Source organism: Breoghania corrubedonensis, assembly GCF_003053845.1.
GTDB classification, from domain to species: domain Bacteria; phylum Pseudomonadota; class Alphaproteobacteria; order Rhizobiales; family Stappiaceae; genus Breoghania; species Breoghania corrubedonensis.
Window position 1 is genome coordinate 1,737,583 of record NZ_QAYG01000001.1, and the last position, 20,504, is coordinate 1,758,086.

Annotated in this window: 16 protein-coding genes; 11 read left to right on the forward strand and 5 right to left on the reverse strand. The window is 62.6% G+C overall.

The features are described 5' to 3' along the window. Positions 1-61: 61 nt before the first annotated feature. The 5 genes from C8N35_RS07690 to C8N35_RS07710 all read left to right on the forward strand — a co-directional run bounded on the left by C8N35_RS07690 (position 62) and on the right by C8N35_RS07710 (position 6,826). Entirely contained in the window at positions 62-907 is an 846-nt protein-coding gene (locus tag C8N35_RS07690; protein WP_107989164.1) for a DUF3800 domain-containing protein, read from the forward strand. Positions 908-1,192: 285 nt separating this feature from the next. After that, the gene (locus C8N35_RS07695) at positions 1,193-1,612 is read left to right on the forward strand and encodes an acyl-CoA thioesterase (RefSeq protein WP_107988921.1); all 420 of its coding nucleotides are present in this window, start codon (positions 1,193-1,195) and stop codon (positions 1,610-1,612) included. 101 nt (positions 1,613-1,713) lie between these two features. Then, positions 1,714-4,536, forward strand: a complete 2,823-nt coding sequence (locus C8N35_RS07700; protein ID WP_107988922.1) for a DUF3772 domain-containing protein — start codon at positions 1,714-1,716, stop codon at positions 4,534-4,536. Beyond that, positions 4,533-5,048, forward strand: coding sequence for a CAP domain-containing protein (locus C8N35_RS07705; RefSeq protein ID WP_107988923.1), 516 nt, complete (start codon positions 4,533-4,535; stop codon positions 5,046-5,048). The genes C8N35_RS07700 and C8N35_RS07705 overlap by 4 nt, the downstream gene beginning before the upstream one ends. A gap of 134 nt (positions 5,049-5,182) precedes the next feature. Further along, on the forward strand, positions 5,183-6,826 hold the full coding sequence (locus C8N35_RS07710; protein WP_107989165.1) for an acyl-CoA synthetase: 1,644 nt from the start codon (positions 5,183-5,185) through the stop codon (positions 6,824-6,826). A 45-nt stretch (positions 6,827-6,871) separates the two neighbouring features. On the opposite strand, the gene C8N35_RS07715 is transcribed toward C8N35_RS07710, so the two are convergent. From C8N35_RS07715 to C8N35_RS07725, 3 genes are all read right to left on the reverse strand, one after another. Further along, a complete protein-coding gene (locus C8N35_RS07715; protein WP_107988924.1) occupies positions 6,872-7,069 on the reverse strand; it encodes a twin transmembrane helix small protein in 198 nt (65 codons plus the stop codon). Between the two features lie 103 nt (positions 7,070-7,172). After that, positions 7,173-8,036, reverse strand: coding sequence for an SDR family oxidoreductase (locus tag C8N35_RS07720; RefSeq protein WP_107988925.1), 864 nt, complete (start codon positions 8,034-8,036; stop codon positions 7,173-7,175). 3 nt (positions 8,037-8,039) lie between these two features. Beyond that, positions 8,040-9,278 carry a ubiquinone biosynthesis hydroxylase gene (locus C8N35_RS07725; protein WP_107988926.1) on the reverse strand — a complete coding sequence of 413 codons (1,239 nt, stop codon included), beginning with the start codon at positions 9,276-9,278 and terminating at the stop codon, positions 8,040-8,042. A gap of 206 nt (positions 9,279-9,484) precedes the next feature. Here C8N35_RS07725 and tesB point away from each other — a divergent pair, with 206 nt between their 5' ends. After that, the gene (tesB, locus tag C8N35_RS07730; protein WP_107988927.1) at positions 9,485-10,354 is read left to right on the forward strand and encodes an acyl-CoA thioesterase II; all 870 of its coding nucleotides are present in this window, start codon (positions 9,485-9,487) and stop codon (positions 10,352-10,354) included. A gap of 163 nt (positions 10,355-10,517) precedes the next feature. Further along, positions 10,518-11,657: a mechanosensitive ion channel family protein gene (locus tag C8N35_RS24015; RefSeq protein WP_245926692.1), complete on the forward strand. Its 1,140-nt coding sequence runs from the start codon at positions 10,518-10,520 to the stop codon at positions 11,655-11,657. A 65-nt stretch (positions 11,658-11,722) separates the two neighbouring features. On the opposite strand, the gene C8N35_RS07740 is transcribed toward C8N35_RS24015, so the two are convergent. After that, entirely contained in the window at positions 11,723-12,526 is an 804-nt protein-coding gene (locus C8N35_RS07740) for an exodeoxyribonuclease III (protein WP_107988929.1), read from the reverse strand. 263 nt (positions 12,527-12,789) lie between these two features. Here C8N35_RS07740 and C8N35_RS07745 point away from each other — a divergent pair, with 263 nt between their 5' ends. Continuing rightward, positions 12,790-14,028, forward strand: a complete 1,239-nt coding sequence (locus C8N35_RS07745; RefSeq protein ID WP_107988930.1) for an MFS transporter — start codon at positions 12,790-12,792, stop codon at positions 14,026-14,028. Between the two features lie 106 nt (positions 14,029-14,134). Here the strand turns inward: C8N35_RS07745 and C8N35_RS07750 are convergent, their stop codons facing one another. Then, positions 14,135-16,126: a protein meaA gene (locus C8N35_RS07750; RefSeq protein ID WP_107988931.1), complete on the reverse strand. Its 1,992-nt coding sequence runs from the start codon at positions 16,124-16,126 to the stop codon at positions 14,135-14,137. A gap of 323 nt (positions 16,127-16,449) precedes the next feature. On the opposite strand from C8N35_RS07750, the gene C8N35_RS07755 reads away from it, so the two are divergent. The 3 genes from C8N35_RS07755 to ccrA all read left to right on the forward strand — a co-directional run bounded on the left by C8N35_RS07755 (position 16,450) and on the right by ccrA (position 20,457). After that, positions 16,450-17,064 carry a hypothetical protein gene (locus C8N35_RS07755; RefSeq protein WP_170122035.1) on the forward strand — a complete coding sequence of 205 codons (615 nt, stop codon included), beginning with the start codon at positions 16,450-16,452 and terminating at the stop codon, positions 17,062-17,064. A 30-nt stretch (positions 17,065-17,094) separates the two neighbouring features. Continuing rightward, on the forward strand, positions 17,095-18,774 hold the full coding sequence (locus C8N35_RS07760) for a methyl-accepting chemotaxis protein (RefSeq protein ID WP_107988932.1): 1,680 nt from the start codon (positions 17,095-17,097) through the stop codon (positions 18,772-18,774). A gap of 387 nt (positions 18,775-19,161) precedes the next feature. Then, positions 19,162-20,457 (forward strand): crotonyl-CoA carboxylase/reductase, encoded by a 1,296-nt coding sequence (gene ccrA / locus C8N35_RS07765; protein WP_107988933.1) that lies wholly within the window; start codon positions 19,162-19,164, stop codon positions 20,455-20,457. The last annotated feature ends 47 nt before the right edge of the window (positions 20,458-20,504 follow it).

Sequence of the window (20,504 nt, forward strand, 5' to 3'; positions counted from 1 at the left end):
TGTTGACCCACGCCCCTCAATCTATGAAAGTGCAGGGGTGATTTTTGACAGAGATCTGCGCATGGCACGCCCAACGTTCATTCTTTATTGCGATGAATCAACTAAAAGCGGAAAGCACTATTCGGATTTTTACGGTGGCGCTCTAGTTAACGCAAGTGATCTGAACGATGTAGAGCTTGTATTACAAAACAAAAGAGACGAACTAAATTTACTTGGAGAACTAAAGTGGACGAAGATAACCGATCAGTATTCTAATAAGTATATTAGTTTTATAAATTTATTTTTTGATCAAATAGAGTCAGGAAGAATAAAAATTAGAATAATGTTTACGCACAACGTACATCGCGCCAGAAATTTGAGCGATTATCACGAAGAAAATAGATACTTCCTTCTATACTATCAGTTTATAAAGCACGCATTTGGATTTCAGTATGCCGATGATTTCTATGGAGATCGGCTTAAATTAATAACGTTGCTAGACGAATTGCCTGAGAATAAAGAAAATTGCGACGCCTTTCGAGGATATGTGAATTCTCTCGAGCGTTTTCCGCCCTTCCGAAAGCGGGGGTGGTCAATTTCTGAAAGCGACATTGCAGATGTAGATTCAAAACAACATGTAATTCTTCAAGGGTTAGACATTATCCTTGGTGCAATTCAGTTCCGTTTAAATGATAGACATAAAATAAAGCCGGAAGGGTCCAGAGTTCGAGGAAAAAGAACTATTGCAAAGGAGAGAGTGTATAAAGAGATAAACCGCAGAATACGTATTATATATCCGAATTTTAATATCGGCATTTCAACCGGACATCAAAATGGAAGTGTTGATCGGTGGAGCCACCAATATAGACACTGGTGCTTTTTGCCCGCTGATCGAGAGTACGTATCTCAGTTTGTTAAGAAAAAATGACCCCGCCAAGTTCTACATGAAACTCCCTAGTGGAACTAGAGCCTTCGAACAAGGCAGGGCCTTCATTAAGGTACGGCACGAATCGCTTGACATCAAGGGCGACTCGCGAAGCTCGTTCAATTTCTCTCGATACGCCCTAACCAAAAATTGTGAGAAATTGGGGCAGCTGTCTTCCGTGACTAGTCGCCGATATTTCTCCGGGTCCTGCAATGCTTCGTTCCCCCTCGCCTTCCCCCACGTGCCGCGCTAAAACCCCTCCGCTGAACTGACAGGGAGGTTTCGTTCATGCTTCAATCAAGCCGCGTGATCCAGATCGAGTGGGGGGACTGCGATCCGGCGGGGATCGTCTGGTATCCGCGCTATTTCGGCATGTTCGATGCCTGTACCGCCGGGCTCTTCCACAAGGCGACGGGCCTCAGGAAGAGCCAGCTCATCGCGAAATACGACTTCGTTGGCTTTCCCATGGTGGACACACAGGCGAAGTTCATGATCCCGTCGGCCTTCGGCGACGAGATCCGCATCGACACCACCATCACCGAACTCGGCCGCTCGTCCTTCGATATCCTGCACAAGGTGATGAAGGGCGATCAGCTCGCCATCGAGGCGACAGAAAAGCGGGTGTGGGTCGGCAAGCATCCCGACGATCCGGCGCGGATCAAGTCGAAGCCGATCCCGGACGAGGTGGTTGCTGCGTTGAGAGGATAATGCGTAGACGGCCGGATTATCCCAATTCGGCCGCAAAATAAGGCGAAGCAGCGGAACCGGCCGTTGCGGGAATCACGTTCGCGCGGCAGGGTTGGCACTTCATGGCCGACCGCCGCATGCGCGGGGCGGCTTCCTTCGCGCGTTCCTTCGACATATGCGCGAACCGACCGACGGACCAGACCGTGAACCGCTGCCTGCAAAACATTGTTCTTTGTCTCTGCCTGATCGCTCCGGCGATGGCCCAGCCCGCGCTCGCGCAGTCGGCCACCCAGATTATCGAACGCGCGGTGATGCCCAATGCGGGCTCCGGCGCGGACAAGAAGGCGTCCGGGACGGAGGCCTCAGGAGCGGCGGACGCCAATGCCAAGGGCGGGCAGGGGGACGGTTCGACCGGCGATCCGGCTGGCGACAGCAAGAATGGTGGCGATGCGGCGCCGGCTGAAAAGAAGCCCGTCCAGATAGATCCGACACTGCAGACGACGCTCGACAGCGCGCAGCGGCGGATCAACATGTGGGGCAACCGGCTGGACAGCACCGAGGCTGCGCTTCAAAGCAAGATCATCGAACCGCAGCGGCTCGATGATCTGCGCTCTTCCGTGATCGACGTGCGTTCGGCCAGCGAAGAGGTCCAGAGCAGCCTGAAGCCGCGCGCCGACGCGGTCGATCGGCGGGTTCAGGAACTATCGCCGGCAAAGGATTCCAAGGAGGCCGTATCGGAAGCGGTCGCCAGTCAGCTCGAGGACCAGCGCGCCCAGCTTGCCGCAATCAACGGCGTGCTCAAGCAGGTTCAGGTGGTTCAGCTGCGCGCCGATGAACTGCTGACCCGGATCATCCAGTATCGCCGCGACCAGATCACCCGCCGGCTGCTTACACCGACGCCCAGCGTGCTGGAGCCGCAATTCTGGTCGCGGGTCGTGCGCGATCTGAGTCCCTTGCTGGGGTCTGCGGGAGAACTCGTCTCCGACTGGTTCAACCTGATCTACGCCCGTGCGGGCGCGTGGGCCGTTCTGCTGGTGGGCATCGCGCTCGTGGGAACCTACGGGCTCGTCTGGCCGCTCAGGCGGTTGCTTCTGGACAGGGCGGCGCGTGATCCCGACACCGCACCCGCCCCCATGCATCGCTCCACGGCGGCGCTGGCGATTACCGTGCTCGCGACGATCGTGCCGGCAGCCGCCATGGTCATTCTTTTTCGCGGTCTCGATCTCTTCGACCTTGCTCCGCAACGGGTCAGCGAGGTGCTGGCGGCGATCTTCCGCGGCGCCGTATTCGCGGCCTTCGCGCAGGGACTCGCGTGGGCCCTGATCGCGCCGAAGCGCGCGAATTGGCGGCTGCTGCCGATTTCCGACGATGCCGCGTCCCAGTTGATGCGGGTCGCCACCGCGGCGGGGATCATCTTTGCGCTGTCGCTGATCCTCAACGGGACGCTCGACGTGCTGACCGCACCGGGCGACCTGATCATGGCGCTTCAGGCCATGATCGCGGCAATGCTCGGCGGTTTGACCGTCACCGCACTCAGGTCGATCGCACGCGCCTCCGATCCGGAAGCCGAAACCATCGAAGGGGGCGGGCTCAGTCCGGTCGCGCGCTGGCTGATGCCATTGTTCTGGCTGGCCGCCCTGACCACGCTGATCGCGCCGATCATCGGCTATATCCGCGTGTCTTCCTTCGTCGCGCAGCAGATCATCTGGTCGGTATCGGTGTTCGGTATCACCCATCTTCTGCTGATGGTTGTCGATGATGTGGCCACCGCGCTGTTTCGTGGCGATACCGGGCTCGGGCGGGCGTTGCGCGAAACACTGGCGCTGGGGGCCGGCACGATCGAGCAGATCGGGGTGTTGTTGTCGGGCATCCTGCGCATCCTGCTGATCGCGAGCGCGACAATCTCTCTGCTCGCGCCGTGGGGCGTTTCCACCGGCGACGTGACCAGCCTGCTGCGCCAGGCGGTGTTCGGTTTCCAGATCGGTTCCTTCACATTCTCGCTGTCGGACATCGTGCTGGCGCTGATGATCTTCGTCATCGGGCTCGCCGTGACCCGGGCGATGCAGCGCTGGCTGGAAACGCGCTACCTGCCGCATACCCGGCTCGATGTCGGGCTGAAATCCTCGATCCGCACTGGCTTCGGCTATGTCGGGGTGATCGTGGCGGGCATGGTTGCCTTCTCGTACATGGGGCTGAACCTCCAGAACATCGCCATCGTCGCCGGCGCTTTGTCGGTCGGTATCGGTTTCGGCCTTCAGTCGATCGTCAACAATTTCGTCTCCGGCCTGATCCTTCTGGCGGAGCGGCCGATCAAGGTCGGCGACTGGATCGTCGTCGGCGAGGCGCAAGGCTATGTGCGCCACATCAACGTGCGCGCGACGGAGATCGAGACCTTCGACCGACAGACGGTGATCGTGCCGAATTCCGATCTCATTTCCGGCGTCGTGAAGAACTGGATGCATGACGACACGTCGGGTCGGATCATTCTTGCCGTCGGCGTCTCCTACAACAGCGATCCGGAAAAGGTGCGCGACATCCTTCTGGAGATCGCGCGGGAGAACTCAGAGCTCCTCGCCTATCCTGCGCCGGTGGTCTATTTCATGGAATTCGGTGCTTCATCGCTGGATTTCGAACTGCGTGCCTATCTCGCCCAGATCGACTACTCGCTGTCGGTGAAATCGGAACTGAGGTTCGAGATCATGCGCCGCTTCCGCGAGGCAGGCATCGAGATCCCGTTCCCGCAGCGCGATCTCAACCTGCGCGACATGGACCGGCTGGAGGCCGCGATCCGTGGGCGCGGAAAGACCGGCCGGACCCTACAGCCGGCCTCGTCAGAGCCAACGAAATCTGCGCCCCTGCAATCTGAAGAGCCGGCGCCCCACAAGCCGGCACGCCCGACGGCCGAAAGCCCGGCCGAGGCGGACGGGGATGGAGACAACATATGACATCGATTCCCTGTCGCCTGGCGTTCGCGGTCGGCGCGGTCCTGCTCGTTGCCGGCTGCGGACCGCAAGCTCCGGTCACACCGCCTTTCTATGTCGATCTCGGTCGCGCCGGGACGAGCGTCGATGCGCCGGCGGCGCGCACGATGATCTCGAGCTACCGTGAGAAAAACGGCGCGTCGGCACTCGCCATCGATCCGGAGCTGACGAAGGTTGCGGAAGCCCAGGCACGGGAAATGGCTGCAGCGCAGTCCGTCGACGTGTCGCTGGCCAAGGGCAAGGCTGCACGTGCCCGGCTTGATGAGGCGGGCTATCCCAAGGGACCGGTGGTGGCAAACGTCTCGGCCGGTTACCGGCGGTTGGCGGAGGCTTTTTCCGGCTGGCGCGACAGCCCGCAGCACAATGCCAACATGCTGGACAAGCGCATGACCCGCATGGGCATCGCCACGTCCTATGCGCCCGGTTCGAAATACAAGGTGTTCTGGTCGCTGGTGCTGGCCGGCCCGGAAGAATAAGGCTGCCGCAACGTTCCTTGCATGATTGCCCGGTCGGCGCAGGCTGCTTAAGCTGCGCGCGCAACAACAAGGCCGGGTCCCGGACAGGGACCCCAGGAACCGGCCCGAGAATGACCGGGCCGGTTGGGGGGATCATGCTTACGCCAGCCGAATCATATGCGGATCTGGTCGCCGGCTTTCGCTGGCAGGTGCCGGATTTCTACAACATTGCCGCCGACGTCTGCGACCGCTGGGCGGCGGCTGATCCGGACAGGATAGCGCTAATAGACCGGCGCACCGACGCGACGGTGGTCGAGATCAGCTACCGCACCTTGCGCGAAAAGTCGGACCGGCTGGCGAATGCCTTCGCCGCGCTCGGCGTTGCGCGCGGTGACCGGGTGGCGATCCTGCTGCCGCAGATGCCGGAGACGCTCTACTCGCATCTGGCGACCTACAAGCTTGCGGCGATCGCCCTGCCGCTTGCCTCGCTTTTCGGTGTCGACGCGCTGGAGCACCGGCTGGGCAACGCGGGCGCCAAGGCAATCGTTACCGACAGGGCCGGGCTTGAGAAGATCGCTGCGATCCGTGACAGGCTGCCGGAGCTTCAGGTCCTTGTCACGGTCGACGATCCCTCATGCGCCCCGTTTGCCGGCGTTCATGGCTTCGATCCGCTGCTGGAGCGCTCCGCCGGCCAATTCGAGACGACGGTCACGAAGGCTGACGATCCGGCGCTGATGATCTACACCTCCGGTACGACAGGGCTCGCCAAGGGGGCGTTGCATGCTCACCGCGTATTGCTCGGCCATCTTCCGGGCGTGGAGATGCCTCACGAATTCCTGCCCCAGCCGGGCGACCGGTTCTGGACGCCGGCGGACTGGGCGTGGGCGGGCGGTCTCTTGAACGTGCTGCTGCCCTCGCTGCATTTCGGCATTCCGGTCGTCGCCTACCGGGCGGCAAAGTTCGATCCGGAGGAGGCGCTGGCGCTGATGGGCGAGATGCGTGTCAGGAACGCCTTCATCCCGCCGACCGCATTGAAGATCCTGCGCACTGTGGAGCGGCCGCGCGAGCGCTTCGGTCTTGCTATCCGCTCCATCGGGTCGGGCGGCGAGGCGCTGGGCCGGGAGGTCTACGAGTGGGCACAAGAGGGGCTGGGGCTCACCATCAACGAATTCTACGGCCAGACCGAGTGCAACCTGGTGCTGTCGTCCTGCGCCAGAATCGGGGTGTCGCGCCCCGGAGCCATCGGCAAGCCGGTTCCCGGGCATGAGGTCGCCATCATCGGCGCCGACGGCGAGGCGCTGCCGGCGGGTGAAAAGGGACAGATCGCGGTGCGCCGGCCGGATCCGGTGATGTTTCTGGAATACTGGAAGCGGCCGGAGGCGACAGAGCAGAAATTCGCCGGTGACTGGATGCTGACCGGCGATCAGGGTGTGATGGACGCGGACGGCTATTTTCATTTCGTCGGGCGCGACGACGATGTGATCACATCCGCCGGCTACAGGATCGGACCGGGCGAGATCGAGGACTGCCTGATCGCACATCCCGCCGTCGCGCTCGCCGCCGTCGTCGGCAAGCCGGATCCGGTGAGGACGGAGATCGTCAAGGCCTACATCGTACTGAAGGAGGACGCGGAGCCATCGCCGGAGCTGGCCGAGGCGATCCGCCTCTATGTACGCGACCGACTGGCCGCGCACGAATACCCGCGCGAGGTGGAATTCGTCGAGGATCTGCCTATGACGACCACCGGCAAGGTCATCCGCCGGATCCTGCGTGATCGGGCCCGCGGGGAAGCGGGGTAGGGCGGTGTCGCAAACGCCGAACGAACGCGCCTCGCGTGTCCCGTCTTACCCCGTCCCGTGAATGAGATACGCCGCCGCCAGCACGAGGACGATAGTCAACGCCTGCGCGATCACGCGGGCGCGCATGAGGCGTTGCGACACGTTCGGTGAACCGCCGCGCAACATGTTGAACAGTCCCGCGATCAGGATCAGTCCGACGATGCCGATCCCGACCGGAATGAGATTGTAGAGAATTTGTCCCATGAAAGACCCCCTCCCAGGCACGTTGCGCCCCTCCGAGCTTCGTGCCGGCTTCTTTACAGTCGTCGTTTCAATTGATGACCCAAAACTGACGCTGCGTCCAATATCATTGTTCGCGGTCCGAGGCGCGACCGAGGACGCGGTCGAGCATGCGTCCGGGTAGCAGGCGGCGGGCAATGCCGGCGATATGAGCCGGAACGGTTACCGGATAGCGCAGTTTCGGACGCTCGGCCGCCAGTGCTTCGGCGATCCGCTCAACCACCGCTTCGGGGGGAAGCTTGAAGCGCTTTGCCCCGCCACGCTCCATCCGCGCCGCGCGCTTTTTGTAGACCGCACGATGAACGGAGTTTTCCGCATCGATGTTGCGGCGAAACTGTTCGGCGGCATTGAGCGAAAACCGCGTGGCTATGGGGCCGGGTTCAACCAGCACCACATGGATGCCCGATCCCGAAAGTTCCATCCGCAGTGTGTCTGTGAGGCCTTCGAGCGCGAACTTCGAGGCGATATAGGCGCCACGATACTTCATGGCGATGAGACCGAGGACCGAGGAGACCTGGACGATCCGTCCTTGCCCGCGCGCCCGCATGGATGGAATCAGCCGGCAGGTGAGATCGTGCCACCCGAAGAGGTTGGCCTCGAACTCGTCGCGCAGTGCCGCGCGCGGAACATCTTCGACCGCGCCGGGCTGGCTGTAGGCGCCGTTGTTGACGAGCCCAAAGAGCGCGCCATCGGTGGCCGACAGCACGGCTTCGGCGGCACGCGCCACACAAGCCTCGTCGGCATAGTCCAGGTGAAATGCCTCAAAACCCAGGGCTTTCAGGTTTTCGACGTCCTCCGGCTTTCGTGCTGAGGCCAATACCCGGTAACCGCATGCCTTGAGACCCGTCGCCGCCGCAGCGCCGATGCCTGATGAACAGCCTGTGATGAGGACAGCGCGCCCCCGGCCGGCCGCGCTATGCGGGGCACCCATGTATCAGATCGCCTCGCCGGTCAGCAGCCGCGGTACCTGACCGGAAAGTCCGGCCGCCTCACGGATGAACGTCCCCTTCAGGCCCGGCATGCGTTCCACCAGGCCGAGGCCGAAGTCGCGCGCGGCGCGCAGCACATCCGAATCATTGGAGAACAGCCGGTTCAACACATCGGTGACGACACCCATCTGGAAGGTATCGAAACGGCGCCAGCGCTCGTATTGCTCCAGCACGTCGAAGGCGCCGATGTCCTGTCCGAGCCGGCGCGCTCCGATGATGATCTCGGCGAGGGCGGCGGCATCGCGAAAGCCGAGGTTGAGGCCCTGGCCGGAAATGGGGTGGATGCCGTGGGCGGCATCGCCGGCAAGCGCGAAGCGCGGCTTGACGAAATCGCGCGCCAGCGTCAGTGACAGCGGATAGGCATGGCGCCCGCCGGCGATCTTCAGCGCGCCGAGGTGATGGCCGAATCGACGCTCCAGTTCCATTTCGAACGTGAAGTCGTCGCCCTTGACGAGGGTTTCGGCGACCGAGGTCTTCTCGCTCCAAACGAGCGAGGACCGGTTTCCGGTGAGCGGCAGGATGGCGAAGGGGCCGGATGGCAGGAAATGCTCTTCCGCACGGCCCTCGTGCGGACGCTCATGTTCCACGGTGCAGACGATGCCCGACTGGTCGTAGTTCCAGTGCACGGTGGATATGCCGGCAAGATCGCGCAATTTCGAACGCACGCCGTCGGCCGCAACCAGCAGACGCGCCGTGCGCGTGCCGCCGCTCGCGAGCTCAATGGCGACGGTTTCGCCGGTCGTCTCGTAGCACGTGACGCTGTCGGGGGCGATCATCTCGACGCCGGCTTGCGACGCCGTGTCGTGGAGCGCGCCGACCATGTCGGCATTGGCGACCATGTGGGCGAAGGGCTCGCCTGGCGCGACATCGCCGGAAAACGTGAGGAAAACCGGACGGGCCACATCACGCAACCGGCTGTCGGTAATGATCATCTCGTTGATCGGCTGGGCGCGGGCGGCGAATTGGGACCAGACGCCCAGATGCGTCAGCATGCGCTCGGCGGCCGATGCGATCGCGGAACAGCGCAGGTCCTTCGCAATCGCCTCGCGTGCTCGGGTGTCGACCACGGCGACCGCGATCGCGGGGTCCGATTTCTTCAGTGCGAGCGCCAGCGAAAGCCCGACATAGCCGCCGCCGGCGACCAGAACGTCCAGCGTGGCGTTATCGTCTCGGGCATTCGTCATATCCGTCCCTCAAGGTTTGCGGAGCGGCCTGCGGTCCCGCTCCGACTTGACTTCGCCGCCCCGCTCCGCACAGGGTCTCGCCGGTTGATGCGGCGCGGCGTCGCTGATATCTGCCGTCCTATCTAACGTTTTTCCCGCCCATTGGAAGCGCGGTCCGATCCGGAATTTCCATTCCGCCGCCAGCAGGCAACAGGAAGCAAACGCATATGAGCACGGCTGTCGAGACCCTTCTCGAGATCCTCGATCTGGAAACCCTTGAACGCAATCTCTTTCGTGGCGGCAATCCGAAGACAGGCTGGCAGCGTGTTTTCGGCGGCAGAGTGCTCGGACAGGCCCTGGTCGCGGCATCGCGCACCGTGGGCGAGGAGCGCAGGGCGCACTCCATGCACGGCTATTTCCTGAGGCCCGGGGATCCCTCCGTTCCCATCATCTACGATGTCGAACGCATTCGCGACGGGCGTTCCTTCACCACGCGGCGCGTTGTCGCGATCCAGCACGGCGAGGCGATCTTCTCCATGTCGGCCTCCTTCCAGGTGGGGGAGGAGGGGCTGGACCATCAAACGGAAATGCCCGACGTTCCCCAGCCGGAGGACCTGCCGGGTGAGGAGGACCTGAAAGACGAGATCATGAAGCGGGCGCCGGAAGCGGTGCGGCTCTATTTCTCGCGCGAACGACCCGTCGAAATCCGTCCGGTCGATCTGCGTCACTACTTCACCAGCGAAAAGCTGCCGCCCGAGCAGTATGTGTGGGTCCGCGCCAACGATCCGCTGCCGGACGACAATCGTATCCACCGCTGCGTGCTGGCCTATGCCTCCGACATGACGCTGCTTGACACCTCGCTCTTCGCGCACGGGCTTTCGGTCTTTTCCGACCGGATACAGCCGGCGAGCCTCGACCACGCGCTGTGGTTCCACCGCCCGTTCCGGGCCGATGAATGGCTGCTCTATGCCTCCGACAGCCCGTCGGCTTCCGGCGCACGCGGGTTCAGCCGCGGCCAATTCTTCTCGCGCGATGGCCGCCTTGTCGCCTCCGCGACGCAGGAAGGGTTGGTCCGGGAACGCAAGCAGCGGTTCTGAGCAAAGCCCAAGGGCGGAACCGTGCCGGGCGGACGGCGCCGGAATCCGTCCCGGCGGCCTATCGTTCGAGACGGGCCGCGCGCAGCCTGTGTGGGGAACCAAGTCGCACCTCTGGCGTTGGGTCGGTATCATCCTACTCAACGCCAGAGGTGCGCCGACTGCCGTGCTCGCAGAACTCGATCGCCTGGCTCCGGCCGATATCGACCAGCTTCCCGACCCCATTCTCGCGGGCGCTCTCATTCTTGGGGCCGTCCTCGTCGGCTATCTGGCCCATCGCTTCCTGATCGGTCTTTTCAACCGGACGCTCGGCAAGCGCTACACGAACCTGGCCACAATAGCGCGCCGCAGCCGGCCGATCACGCGGCTTGCCTTCTTCATTCTGGCACTGGCGCTCACCGTGCCGCTGCTCAACGTGCCCTACCGGTTCATCGGCGACATCTACCACGCCATGGTGGTGCTGATGATCCTGCTCGTCGGCTGGGCGGCGATTATCGTGCTGGGCGTGATCGCCGACCGATATGCCCGTCATTTCCGCCTCGATGTCGACGACAACCTTCAGGCCCGACGCTACATCACGCAGATCCGGGTGATGCGCCGCGTCATCAACGTGCTGATCGTCATTCTGACCATCGGGCTGGCGCTGATGACCTTCGAACCCGTGCGCCAGTACGGGCTGTCGCTGTTCGCGTCGGCGGGCGTTGCCGGTCTGGTTGTCGGTTTCGCGGCCCGCCCCGTGCTTTCCAACATCATCGCCGGCATCCAGATCGCGCTGACACAGCCGATCCGCATCGAGGACGCGGTGGTGGTGGAGGGCGAATGGGGCTGGATCGAGGAAATCGCGGCGACCTACGTCGTCATCCGCATCTGGGACTGGCGGCGTCTTGTGGTCCCGCTTTCCTATTTCGTCGAAAAGCCGTTTCAGAACTGGACCCGGGAATCGGCTTCCATCATCGGCTCGGTTCACTGGCGGGTGGACTACACGGTGCCGGTTGGCGAAGTGCGGCAGAAGCTTGAGGAATTTCTCGACGAATCGAAACTCTGGGACCGCAATGTGGTGAACCTGCAGGTTGTCGAATCCGACGAGCACGGGCTTTTGCTGCGCGGCTTGATGACAGCCTCCACCTCTCCACGCGCCTGGGATCTGCGCTGCGAGATCCGCGAGAAGATGATCGGCTGGCTGCAGGAGGCCCATCCGCAGTGCCTGCCGCGCATCAGGGCCGAATTGCCCGCGGGACCCGGAGCAGGGGAACCGGGCATGGGCGGCGCGGCGGTGGCGGCCCAGATGTCGGCGGCATCGAAATAGAGACGCCGCCCGGGCCCTCGGCAGGTTCCAAAACCCCGCCGGAGATCAGACGTTCGCCTGATGCCTCAGCTCTCAAGCGTCGCAATGACAGGGGCGTGGTCCGACGGGCGCTCCCAGCCGCGCGCCTCGCGGATAACCTGCACATCGGTGACCTTCGGCGCCAGCGGCGGGGTCACCCAGATGTGGTCGAGTCGGCGGCCCTTGTTGGCCGCCTCCCAGTCCTTCGCGCGGTAACTCCACCAGGTGTAGAGCTTTTCCTCCATCGGGACGAAGCGGCGCATGGCGTCGACAAAGGGGCCGGCCTTGCGCACGTCTTCCAACCGCTCGCGCTCCAGCGGGGTATGGCTGACCACTCGCGAGAGCTGCTTCGTGGACCACACGTCCTGTTCGTACGGAGCGATGTTGAGATCGCCGACGACGATGCAGGGAAAGGTGGTCGCGCCCAGCCAGTCTTCCATTTCGGTGAGGAAATCGAGCTTGTGCCGGAATTTCTCGTTGACGTGCGGATCGGGTTCGTCGCCGCCTGCGGGCACGTAGAAATTGTGGATGCGCAAGTGCCGGCCGGCGAAAGGCACGTCTGTGCCGACGTGGCGGCAATCGCCCTTCTCGCAAAACTCACGCCGTTGCGTGCCCGTGAGCGGGCGTTTGGAAAGGGTGGCGACGCCGTGATAGCCCTTCTGCCCCGAAATCTCGATGTTCTGATAGCCCGCCTTGCGCAGTGCCGCGAAAGGAAAATTCGCATCCGGGCACTTGGTTTCCTGCAGGCACAACACATCGGGTTGATAGGTGTTGAGGAAGCGCTCGACGATCGGCAGGCGCAGCCGCACGGAGTTGATGTTCCAGGTGGCGATCGTCAGTCGGTCGGTCATGGCTTTCGGAAGGCTTGAGGGCAGGGCGTGAAACTCACGGCGTTGGGCGGGCCAGACCCTATCCTTTCACCGGCATACAATCCAGCAGGTTGAGGGACGGCAGAAAATATGTCGGCGTTTCGAACGGGCATGAGCTTTTGCCGGATGACCTTCTGTGCAGGTTCGTTGTCTTGATGTAAGGGAAGTATGTGCCTGTCGGCAGAATCCGCAAGGGCAGCACCGCAAAGCCCCCGCCGCTTCCCTCCCTTCGCCAAGGTCACACCATGTCCACCCAAGACGCACCCGACCAATCCCGCTGGCTTGCCTTTACCCATTCGGCTTTCCGCCGCTACTGGGCTGCGCGATTCGGCTCGACCTTCGCGGTGCAGATCGTTTCCGTCTCCGTCGGCTGGCAAGTCTATGACATCACCCGCAATCCGCTGGATCTCGGCTTTGTCGGGCTGGCGCAATTCCTGCCCGCATTCCTTCTCGTGCTGGTGACGGGAACGGTCGCCGACCGCTTTGGCCGGCGCACGGTGATGGGAACGGCGCTTATCGCGGAAGGCGTGATGGCTGCCTTGCTGCTCGCGTTCACGCTCTCCGGGTCGACAACGGTATGGCCGATCTTCGTTCTGCTCGTGGGCTTCGGTACCGCGCGCGCCTTCTTCAACCCGGCGTCGTCCGCGCTCGTCACCAACCTCGTTCCGCCCGAACACCTCGCCAATGCGATCGCGTGGAACTCGTCCGCCTGGCAGGTGGCGAGCATCGTCGGGCCGGTGGCGGGCGGGTTGCTCTATGGCCTTTCGCCCTATGCGAGCTATGCCGCGGCGCTCATCATGCTGGCCGGTGCCGCCATCGCCGCGCTTTCGATCCCGAGACCCGAGCAGCACACGGCTGCCGGACAGGTGACGTTCGCCTCCGTCGTCGACGGCTTCCGCTACATCTGGCGGGAGAAGGTGGTTCTGGGGGCGATCTCGCTCGATCTCTTCGCCGTTCTGCTCGGCGGGGCGGTGGCGCTGCTGCCGGTCTATGCGCGCGATATCCTGGAACTGGGCCCGTGGGGCCTGGGGCTCTTGCGCGCCGCTCCCGGCATCGGCGCCATCATGGTCGCCATGTGGCTCGCGGCCCATCCGCTGCGCGATCACGCGGGGCTGCTGATGTTCGTCTTCGTGGGGCTTTTCGGAGCGTTCACGGTTCTCTTCGGCGTTTCCACCATGCCGTGGCTGTCGATCGCCGCACTCCTGCTGATGGGGGCCTTCGACATGGTGTCGGTCTATGTGCGCGAGACGCTGATCCAGCTGTGGACGCCGGACGCGCTGCGCGGCCGGGTCAACGCCGTCAACATGGTGTTCGTCGGCGCCTCCAACGAACTCGGCGAATTCCGAGCGGGCGTCATGGCGGCGGCCATTGGCACGGTGTCGGCCGTCGTCGTGGGCGGTATGGGCACGATGGCGGTGGCGGCGCTATGGGCGAAGATGTTCCCGGATCTCAGGAAGGCGCGGCACCTCGACGGGCGGGTGTGAGGGATCGCAGAGGTGGACCATCCTTCGAGACTTCCGCTGCGCGGCCTCCTCAGGACGACGTGGATAGTGCCGTGAAAATGACTGGAGATCATTTCCGGGCCTCGCCCTACGCCGCCTTCTCCGCCTGGGCCTCCACGATCTTCACGATATCGGCCATGATCTCGGTGAGCTGAAAATCCTTCGGCGTGTAGACGGCGGCAACGCCTGCCGCCCGAAGCGCCTTGGCGTCCTCGTCCGGGATGATGCCGCCGACAACCACCGGCACGTCGTCGAGACCGGATGCCCGCATGCGTTCCATCACGTCGCGCACGAGGGCGAGATGCGATCCCGAGAGGATCGACAGGCCGACCACATGGACGCCTTCTTCCAAAGCTGCGTTGACGATCTGGGCGGGCGTCAGGCGAATGCCCTCGTAGACGACTTCCATGCCGCAGTCGCGCGCACGGACCGCGATCTGTTCCGCGCCGTTGGAATGACCGTCGAGGCCGGGCTTGCCGACCAGGAATTTCAGCCGCCGTCCGAGTTGGCGCGACACGGCCTCCACGGCGGCGCGTACGGTCTCCGTGTCGCCTCCGTCCTCGCGCGCGGCGCGGCCGACGCCTGTGGGCGCGCGGTATTCGCCGAAAACCTCGCGCAGCGCCGCGCCCCATTCGCCCGTGGTGACACCCGCCTTGGCGGCCGCGATCGAGGGCTCCATGATGTTGCGGTTTTCGGCAGCCGCGGCCTTCAGTTCGGCAAGTGCCCTCTTTACAGCATCCTCGTCACGGGCTTCGCGCCAGGCCTTCAGCGCGGCGACGGCTTCCGCTTCCACATGCTCCGGCACGGTAAGGATGCCGCCGTCGGCGCCGCCGGCAAGTGGCGACGGTTCGCTTTCCGTCCAGCGGTTGACGCCGACCACGACCTGCTCGCCACGCTCGATCGCTTCCAGCCGCTTTGAATTCGATTCAACGAGCTTCTGCTTCATGTAGGAGGATTCGACGGCTGCAACCGCGCCGCCCATGGCATCGATGCGCGCCAGTTCCTCGCGCGCTTCCGCCTTGAGCGTCTCGACCTTTGCCGTGATCTCTGCCGATCCGTCGAAGATGTCGCCGTATTCCAGAAGGTCGGTCTCGTAGGCTACGATCTGCTGCATGCGGATCGACCATTGCTGATCGAAGGGGCGCGGCAGGCCCAGCGCCTCGTTCCAGGCCGGCAACTGCACGGCGCGGGCGCGGGCGTTCTTCGACAGCACCACGGCCAGCATCTCGATCAGGATGCGGTAGACGTTGTTTTCCGGCTGCTGCTCGGTCAGACCCAGCGAGTTCACCTGCACGCCATAACGGAAGCGGCGGTAGCGTTCGTCCTCCACGCCGTAGCGGGTCCGGCAGATCTCGTCCCACAGCTCGGTGAACGCGCGCATCTTGCACATCTCGGTGACGAACCTGAGACCCGCATTGACGAAGAACGAGATGCGGCCAACCGCCTTGGGAAAGTCCTCGGCCGGAATGGCGCCCGACGCCCTCACGTTGTCGAGCACGGCTTGCGCCGTGGCCAGCGCGAAGGCCAGTTCCTGCACCTGCGTCGCGCCCGCCTCCTGCAGGTGGTAGGAGCAGACGTTCATCGGGTTGAACTTCGGCATCTCCATGTACGTCCAGGCGATCATGTCGGTGGTGAGCCGCATGGAGGGCGCCGGCGGGAACACGTAGGTGCCGCGCGAAAGGTATTCCTTGATGAGATCGTTCTGCGTGGTGCCGGAAAGAAGCTTGCGGTCCGCCCCCTGCTCGTCGGCGGCCGCCACGTAGAGCGCCAGCAGCCACGGTGCCGTGGCGTTGATCGTCATCGAGGTGTTCATCTTTTCCAGCGGGATATCGGCAAACAGCGCCCGCATGTCGCCCAGATGCGCCACCGGAACGCCGACCTTGCCCACTTCGCCGCGCGCGAGCGCGTCATCGGGATCGTAGCCGGTCTGCGTCGGCAGATCGAAGGCGACCGACAGTCCGGTTTGCCCCTTCGCGAGATTGGACCGGTAAAGCGCGTTAGAGGCAGCCGCTGTCGAATGTCCCGCATAGGTGCGGAAGATCCAGGGCTTGTCCCGTCCCGTCTCAAACTTCCCCGACATGGCGCTCTTCCTCCCGATGATGCACTGCCGCAAAGTCGTTTTACGGCTTTTGATCCGGGCTGTCATCTCGACCAAGGCAGCAAACGGAAAGGCCGGGCCACATGAGCGGTGTCGCGCGTGCAAGACCTGACCTTAAAGGAGGAGACGTGTTGATAGTATCTTTGCCCAATCAGGAATTTTGGATATCCAGGATCGGTTGTAATGAAAGTAAAATCGCCTGAAATAACATAATGTAAAATACTTATATTGGTGTGAAATTAAGTAACAATAAATAACTTTGTTTGTCTAGTGGGAATTAAATTTCCTGAAAGGGGTCAAGTGAAATGAAACTGGCGCTTCTCTTGAGTGGGCTTGTCGCGGGATGCCTGCATTTCAGTGCCTTCGCTGCGGAGCCGACCCAGCCGGTCCCGGATGTCAATGTCCTGGTGACCGACAAGGTGATCGCGAACCTTCGCGAGATCATACTTGATGACGTCATCCAGATTTCCGTGAAGGCACAGAACTCCCGGCGGGGAAGTATCGAGCAGGCGCGGGTGGATGAACTCGACAAGGAGTGGCGGGCGGAGACCAAGTCCACCGGCAAGCAGCCGCTAATCGCGCGGACGCTGTCCAATCCGGCGTCCGCCCAGCTTCTGCGGATCCAGGCGCGTTCGCTCGGCCTTTATTCCGAAATGTTCGTGATGGACGCCAAGGGACTCAACGTCGGACAGAGCTCGATCACGTCCGATTACTGGCAGGGGGATGAGGCCAAGTTCCAGAAGACATTTCCGGTCGGCCCTTCGGCGATCTTCATCGATGAGCCGGAATGGCACGAGGAAACCGGTACATGGCGCGTCCAGGTCAACATGACGATTCCTGACGGCAAGGATGGCGGTCCTATCGGAGCGGCCACCTTCGAGATCAACCTGACCGAACTGCAACGCCGCATGAACGTCTAAGGCCAGTCCAATCTGATTGAGAAGAACATTATGAAAAAACTGAGCACGTTCTCTGTCACAGCCAAGCTGACCGCCATCTTCGCCTGCATCCTGGTCGCTGGTCTCGCCAGCGCGCTGGTGACCTTCATACAGCTTGGCGAAACGCGCCAATCCGTGATGGACAAGACGGCGTTGATGAAGACGCTCGATGAGGTGAACTCATTCGAAATGGCGATCTCTGATGCCCAGGCCGCCATTCGCACGTTCCTGCTGACGGGCGATCTCTCCAATGTCGACGATTACCATCGCGCCAATAAGGAGTGGAACGGAACTTACGGAACGTTGACGCGCTCGCCCATGAGCGAAACCGACGCGTTGAAGCGTGCCTACGACAAGGCCGTCGAATGGCAGACCGCCTACGCCGACCGTCAGATCTCGTTGATGGAACGTCCGACGACCGTGGAACTGGCACGCACGCTGGAGGTTACGGGCGAGGTGCAGCGGTTGTCGAAGGAAGTCCACGCGGCGTTGCAAGACTATCGCGGCGCGCTGGTGTCACGCATCGACAAGGCGGAACAGGCGCAGCGCCGTCAGCTGGGCAATGTGGAGATGGTGGCGATTGGCTCGGGCGTCGTGATGCTCCTCATCGCAGCTTTTGCCGCCCTGTTTTCCTATCGCGGCATTTCCCGGCCCATGCGGGTCATCGCGCGCGAAACCAACGAGATCGCCGAGGGCGCGCTGGAGACGCATATCGATTACGCTGATCGTGGCGACGAAGTCGGCGATCTGGCCCGCGCGCTCACCATCTTCAGGGACAATCTGGCCCAGAACCGCAAGCGGGAGCAGGAAGTGCGCGAACGCGAGGAAGAAAGCCGGCAGGAGCGCAAGGCTGAACTCGATGCCATCGCGGAGGAGTTCGAGGACACCGTCAAGGCGCTGGTTGAACGCCTCAGCGTCTCCTCGGGTGCGCTGTCGGACAACGCGGATCAACTCTCCTCGCTTGCCGACACAACGTCGGAACAGGTCATCGATGCATCGAGTGCATCCGAAGAAGCGTCTGCCAACGTCAATTCCGTGTCGGATGCGGCCGAGCAGCTCGCCGAATCCGTTCGCGAAATCAACAGCCAGCTCGAAAACAACGCCAAGCTGGTGTTGGAAACCGCCAGCGAAGCGGCGCGCACCAGTACCTCGGTGGGCGAACTGCGCGACGTGGTTGCCCGGATCGGCGAAGTGATCAGCCTGATCCAGGCGATTGCCGAGCAAACCAACCTGCTGGCGCTCAATGCGACCATCGAGGCGGCGCGGGCCGGCGAGGCGGGCAAGGGCTTCGCCGTCGTGGCCGGTGAGGTCAAGCAACTCGCCAGCCAGACCGCCAAGGCCACCGAGCAGATCGAGAACCAGATCGCGCAGATGCAGGAAGCCGCCTCCTCGTCCATATCGGCGGTGGACAATATAAGCGGCCGGTTGGAGACAATGCGCGAAACGGCCTCCTCCATCGCCGCCGCCGCCGAAGAGCAGGGGCTGTCGGTCCAGGAGATAGCTCGCAACATCGCGGAGGCGGCGCGAGGCACCAGTCAGGTCAGCCATGCGATCGCACTGGTGCGCGACGGTGCCGCGAGAACCGGTTCCATGGGGGGCGACGTGAAGTCTTCGGCCGAAACGCTGAGCGATGACGCCGGCTCACTGAACAGTCAGGTCGAGGCGTTCCTGAAGCGCGTGCGGGCCGCCTGAGCCCTGCTTGCGGGGGATCGGGGCTTGGCGGGGGGGCCAGGCCGTGATGGTCCCGGGGTTCCGCAGGATGGGTTGAAATGCCAAGCGTGAGGCCGTGCTGCATTGTCAGCACGGCCTTTTTTTATGCGGTGCAACAACGTTGCCTGACCCGGTTTACCATCCGGCCCCGGCGGGCGGTTTTCTTGTGTTCGCGCAACATAATGCCGCGGAGCAGCCTCTTCCTTTGCGATGCTTGCGACTAATGGATCGTGTAAAACTCTTGCGTCAGCTCGATATTGCATCGCAATATCGAGGCTATCCGCAGGGGAGGATCCGGCTGGGTGCGACTGGTGCGCGCGAATGCGCCAAGCGACAGCCGGTGCGATGCAAAAACATGGGAAGAGAGACATGGCTGTCACTGCTCACGCCGAGGCTCAGCCGCCGCGACCGGCCGGCGAGATCAAGGATCTCTACGAAATGGGAGAGATTCCGCCGCTCGGCCATGTGCCGGAAAAAATGCATGCCTGGGTGATCCGCCGCGAGCGGCACGGGCCGCCGGAAGAGGCAATGCAGAAGGAAGTCGTGCCGACCTGGCAGATCGGCGATGACGAGGCACTCGTCCTCGTAATGGCGGCGGGTGTGAATTACAACGGCATATGGGCCGGTCTCGGCGAGCCGATTTCCGTCTTCGACGTCCACAAGCAGCCCTATCACATCGCCGGTTCAGATGCCTCGGGCATCGTCTGGGCGGTTGGCTCGAAGGTGAAGCGCTGGAAGGTCGGCGACGAGGTCGTCATTCATTGTAATCAGGACGATGGCGACGACGAGGAATGCAATGGCGGCGATCCGATGTTCTCCAATTCCCAGCGTATCTGGGGCTACGAGACGCCGGACGGTTCGTTCGCGCAATTCGCCCGCGTTCAAGCGCGCCAGCTCATGCACCGTCCGCAGCATCTGAGCTGGGAGGAGAGCGCCTGTTATACGCTGACGCTGGCGACCGCCTACCGCATGCTGTTCGGTCATCGGCCGCATATCCTGCGACCGGGTGACAACGTGCTCGTGTGGGGCGCCTCGGGCGGGCTCGGGGTCTTCGCGGTGCAGCTGTGTGCGGCGGCCGGCGCCAACGCCATCGGCATCATATCGGAAGAAGACAAGCGCGATTTCGTGATGAGCCTCGGCGCCAAGGGCGTGATCAACCGCAAGGATTTCGCCTGCTGGGGCCAACTGCCGAAGGTCAACTCGGAAGAGTACAAGACCTGGTTCAACGAGGTGCGCAAGTTCGGCAAGGCGATCTGGGATGTCACCGGCAAGGGCGTGAACGTCGATTTTGTCTTCGAACATCCCGGCGAGCAGACCTTCCCCGTCTCCACTTTCGTGGTGAAGCGCGGCGGCATGGTGGTCTTCTGTGCCGGTACGACAGGCTTCAACATCACGTTCGATGCCCGCTACGTGTGGATGCATCAGAAGCGTATCCAGGGCTCGCACTTCGCGCATCTAAAGCAGGCGGCGGCGGCCAACAAGCTGATGATCGAGCGTCGCATCGACCCGTGCATGTCGGAGGTATTCCCCTGGGAGCAGATCCCCAAGGCGCATACCAAGATGTGGAAGAACCAGCACGCGCCGGGCAACATGGCCGTTCTTGTCAACGCGCCGCTTCCGGGTCTGCGGTCCTTCGAGGATGTGCTGGAGGCGACCGGCCAGTAACGGCCCGGATGTCGCCCGAACCCCGATCCGTTTCCCCCGGGCGCTTT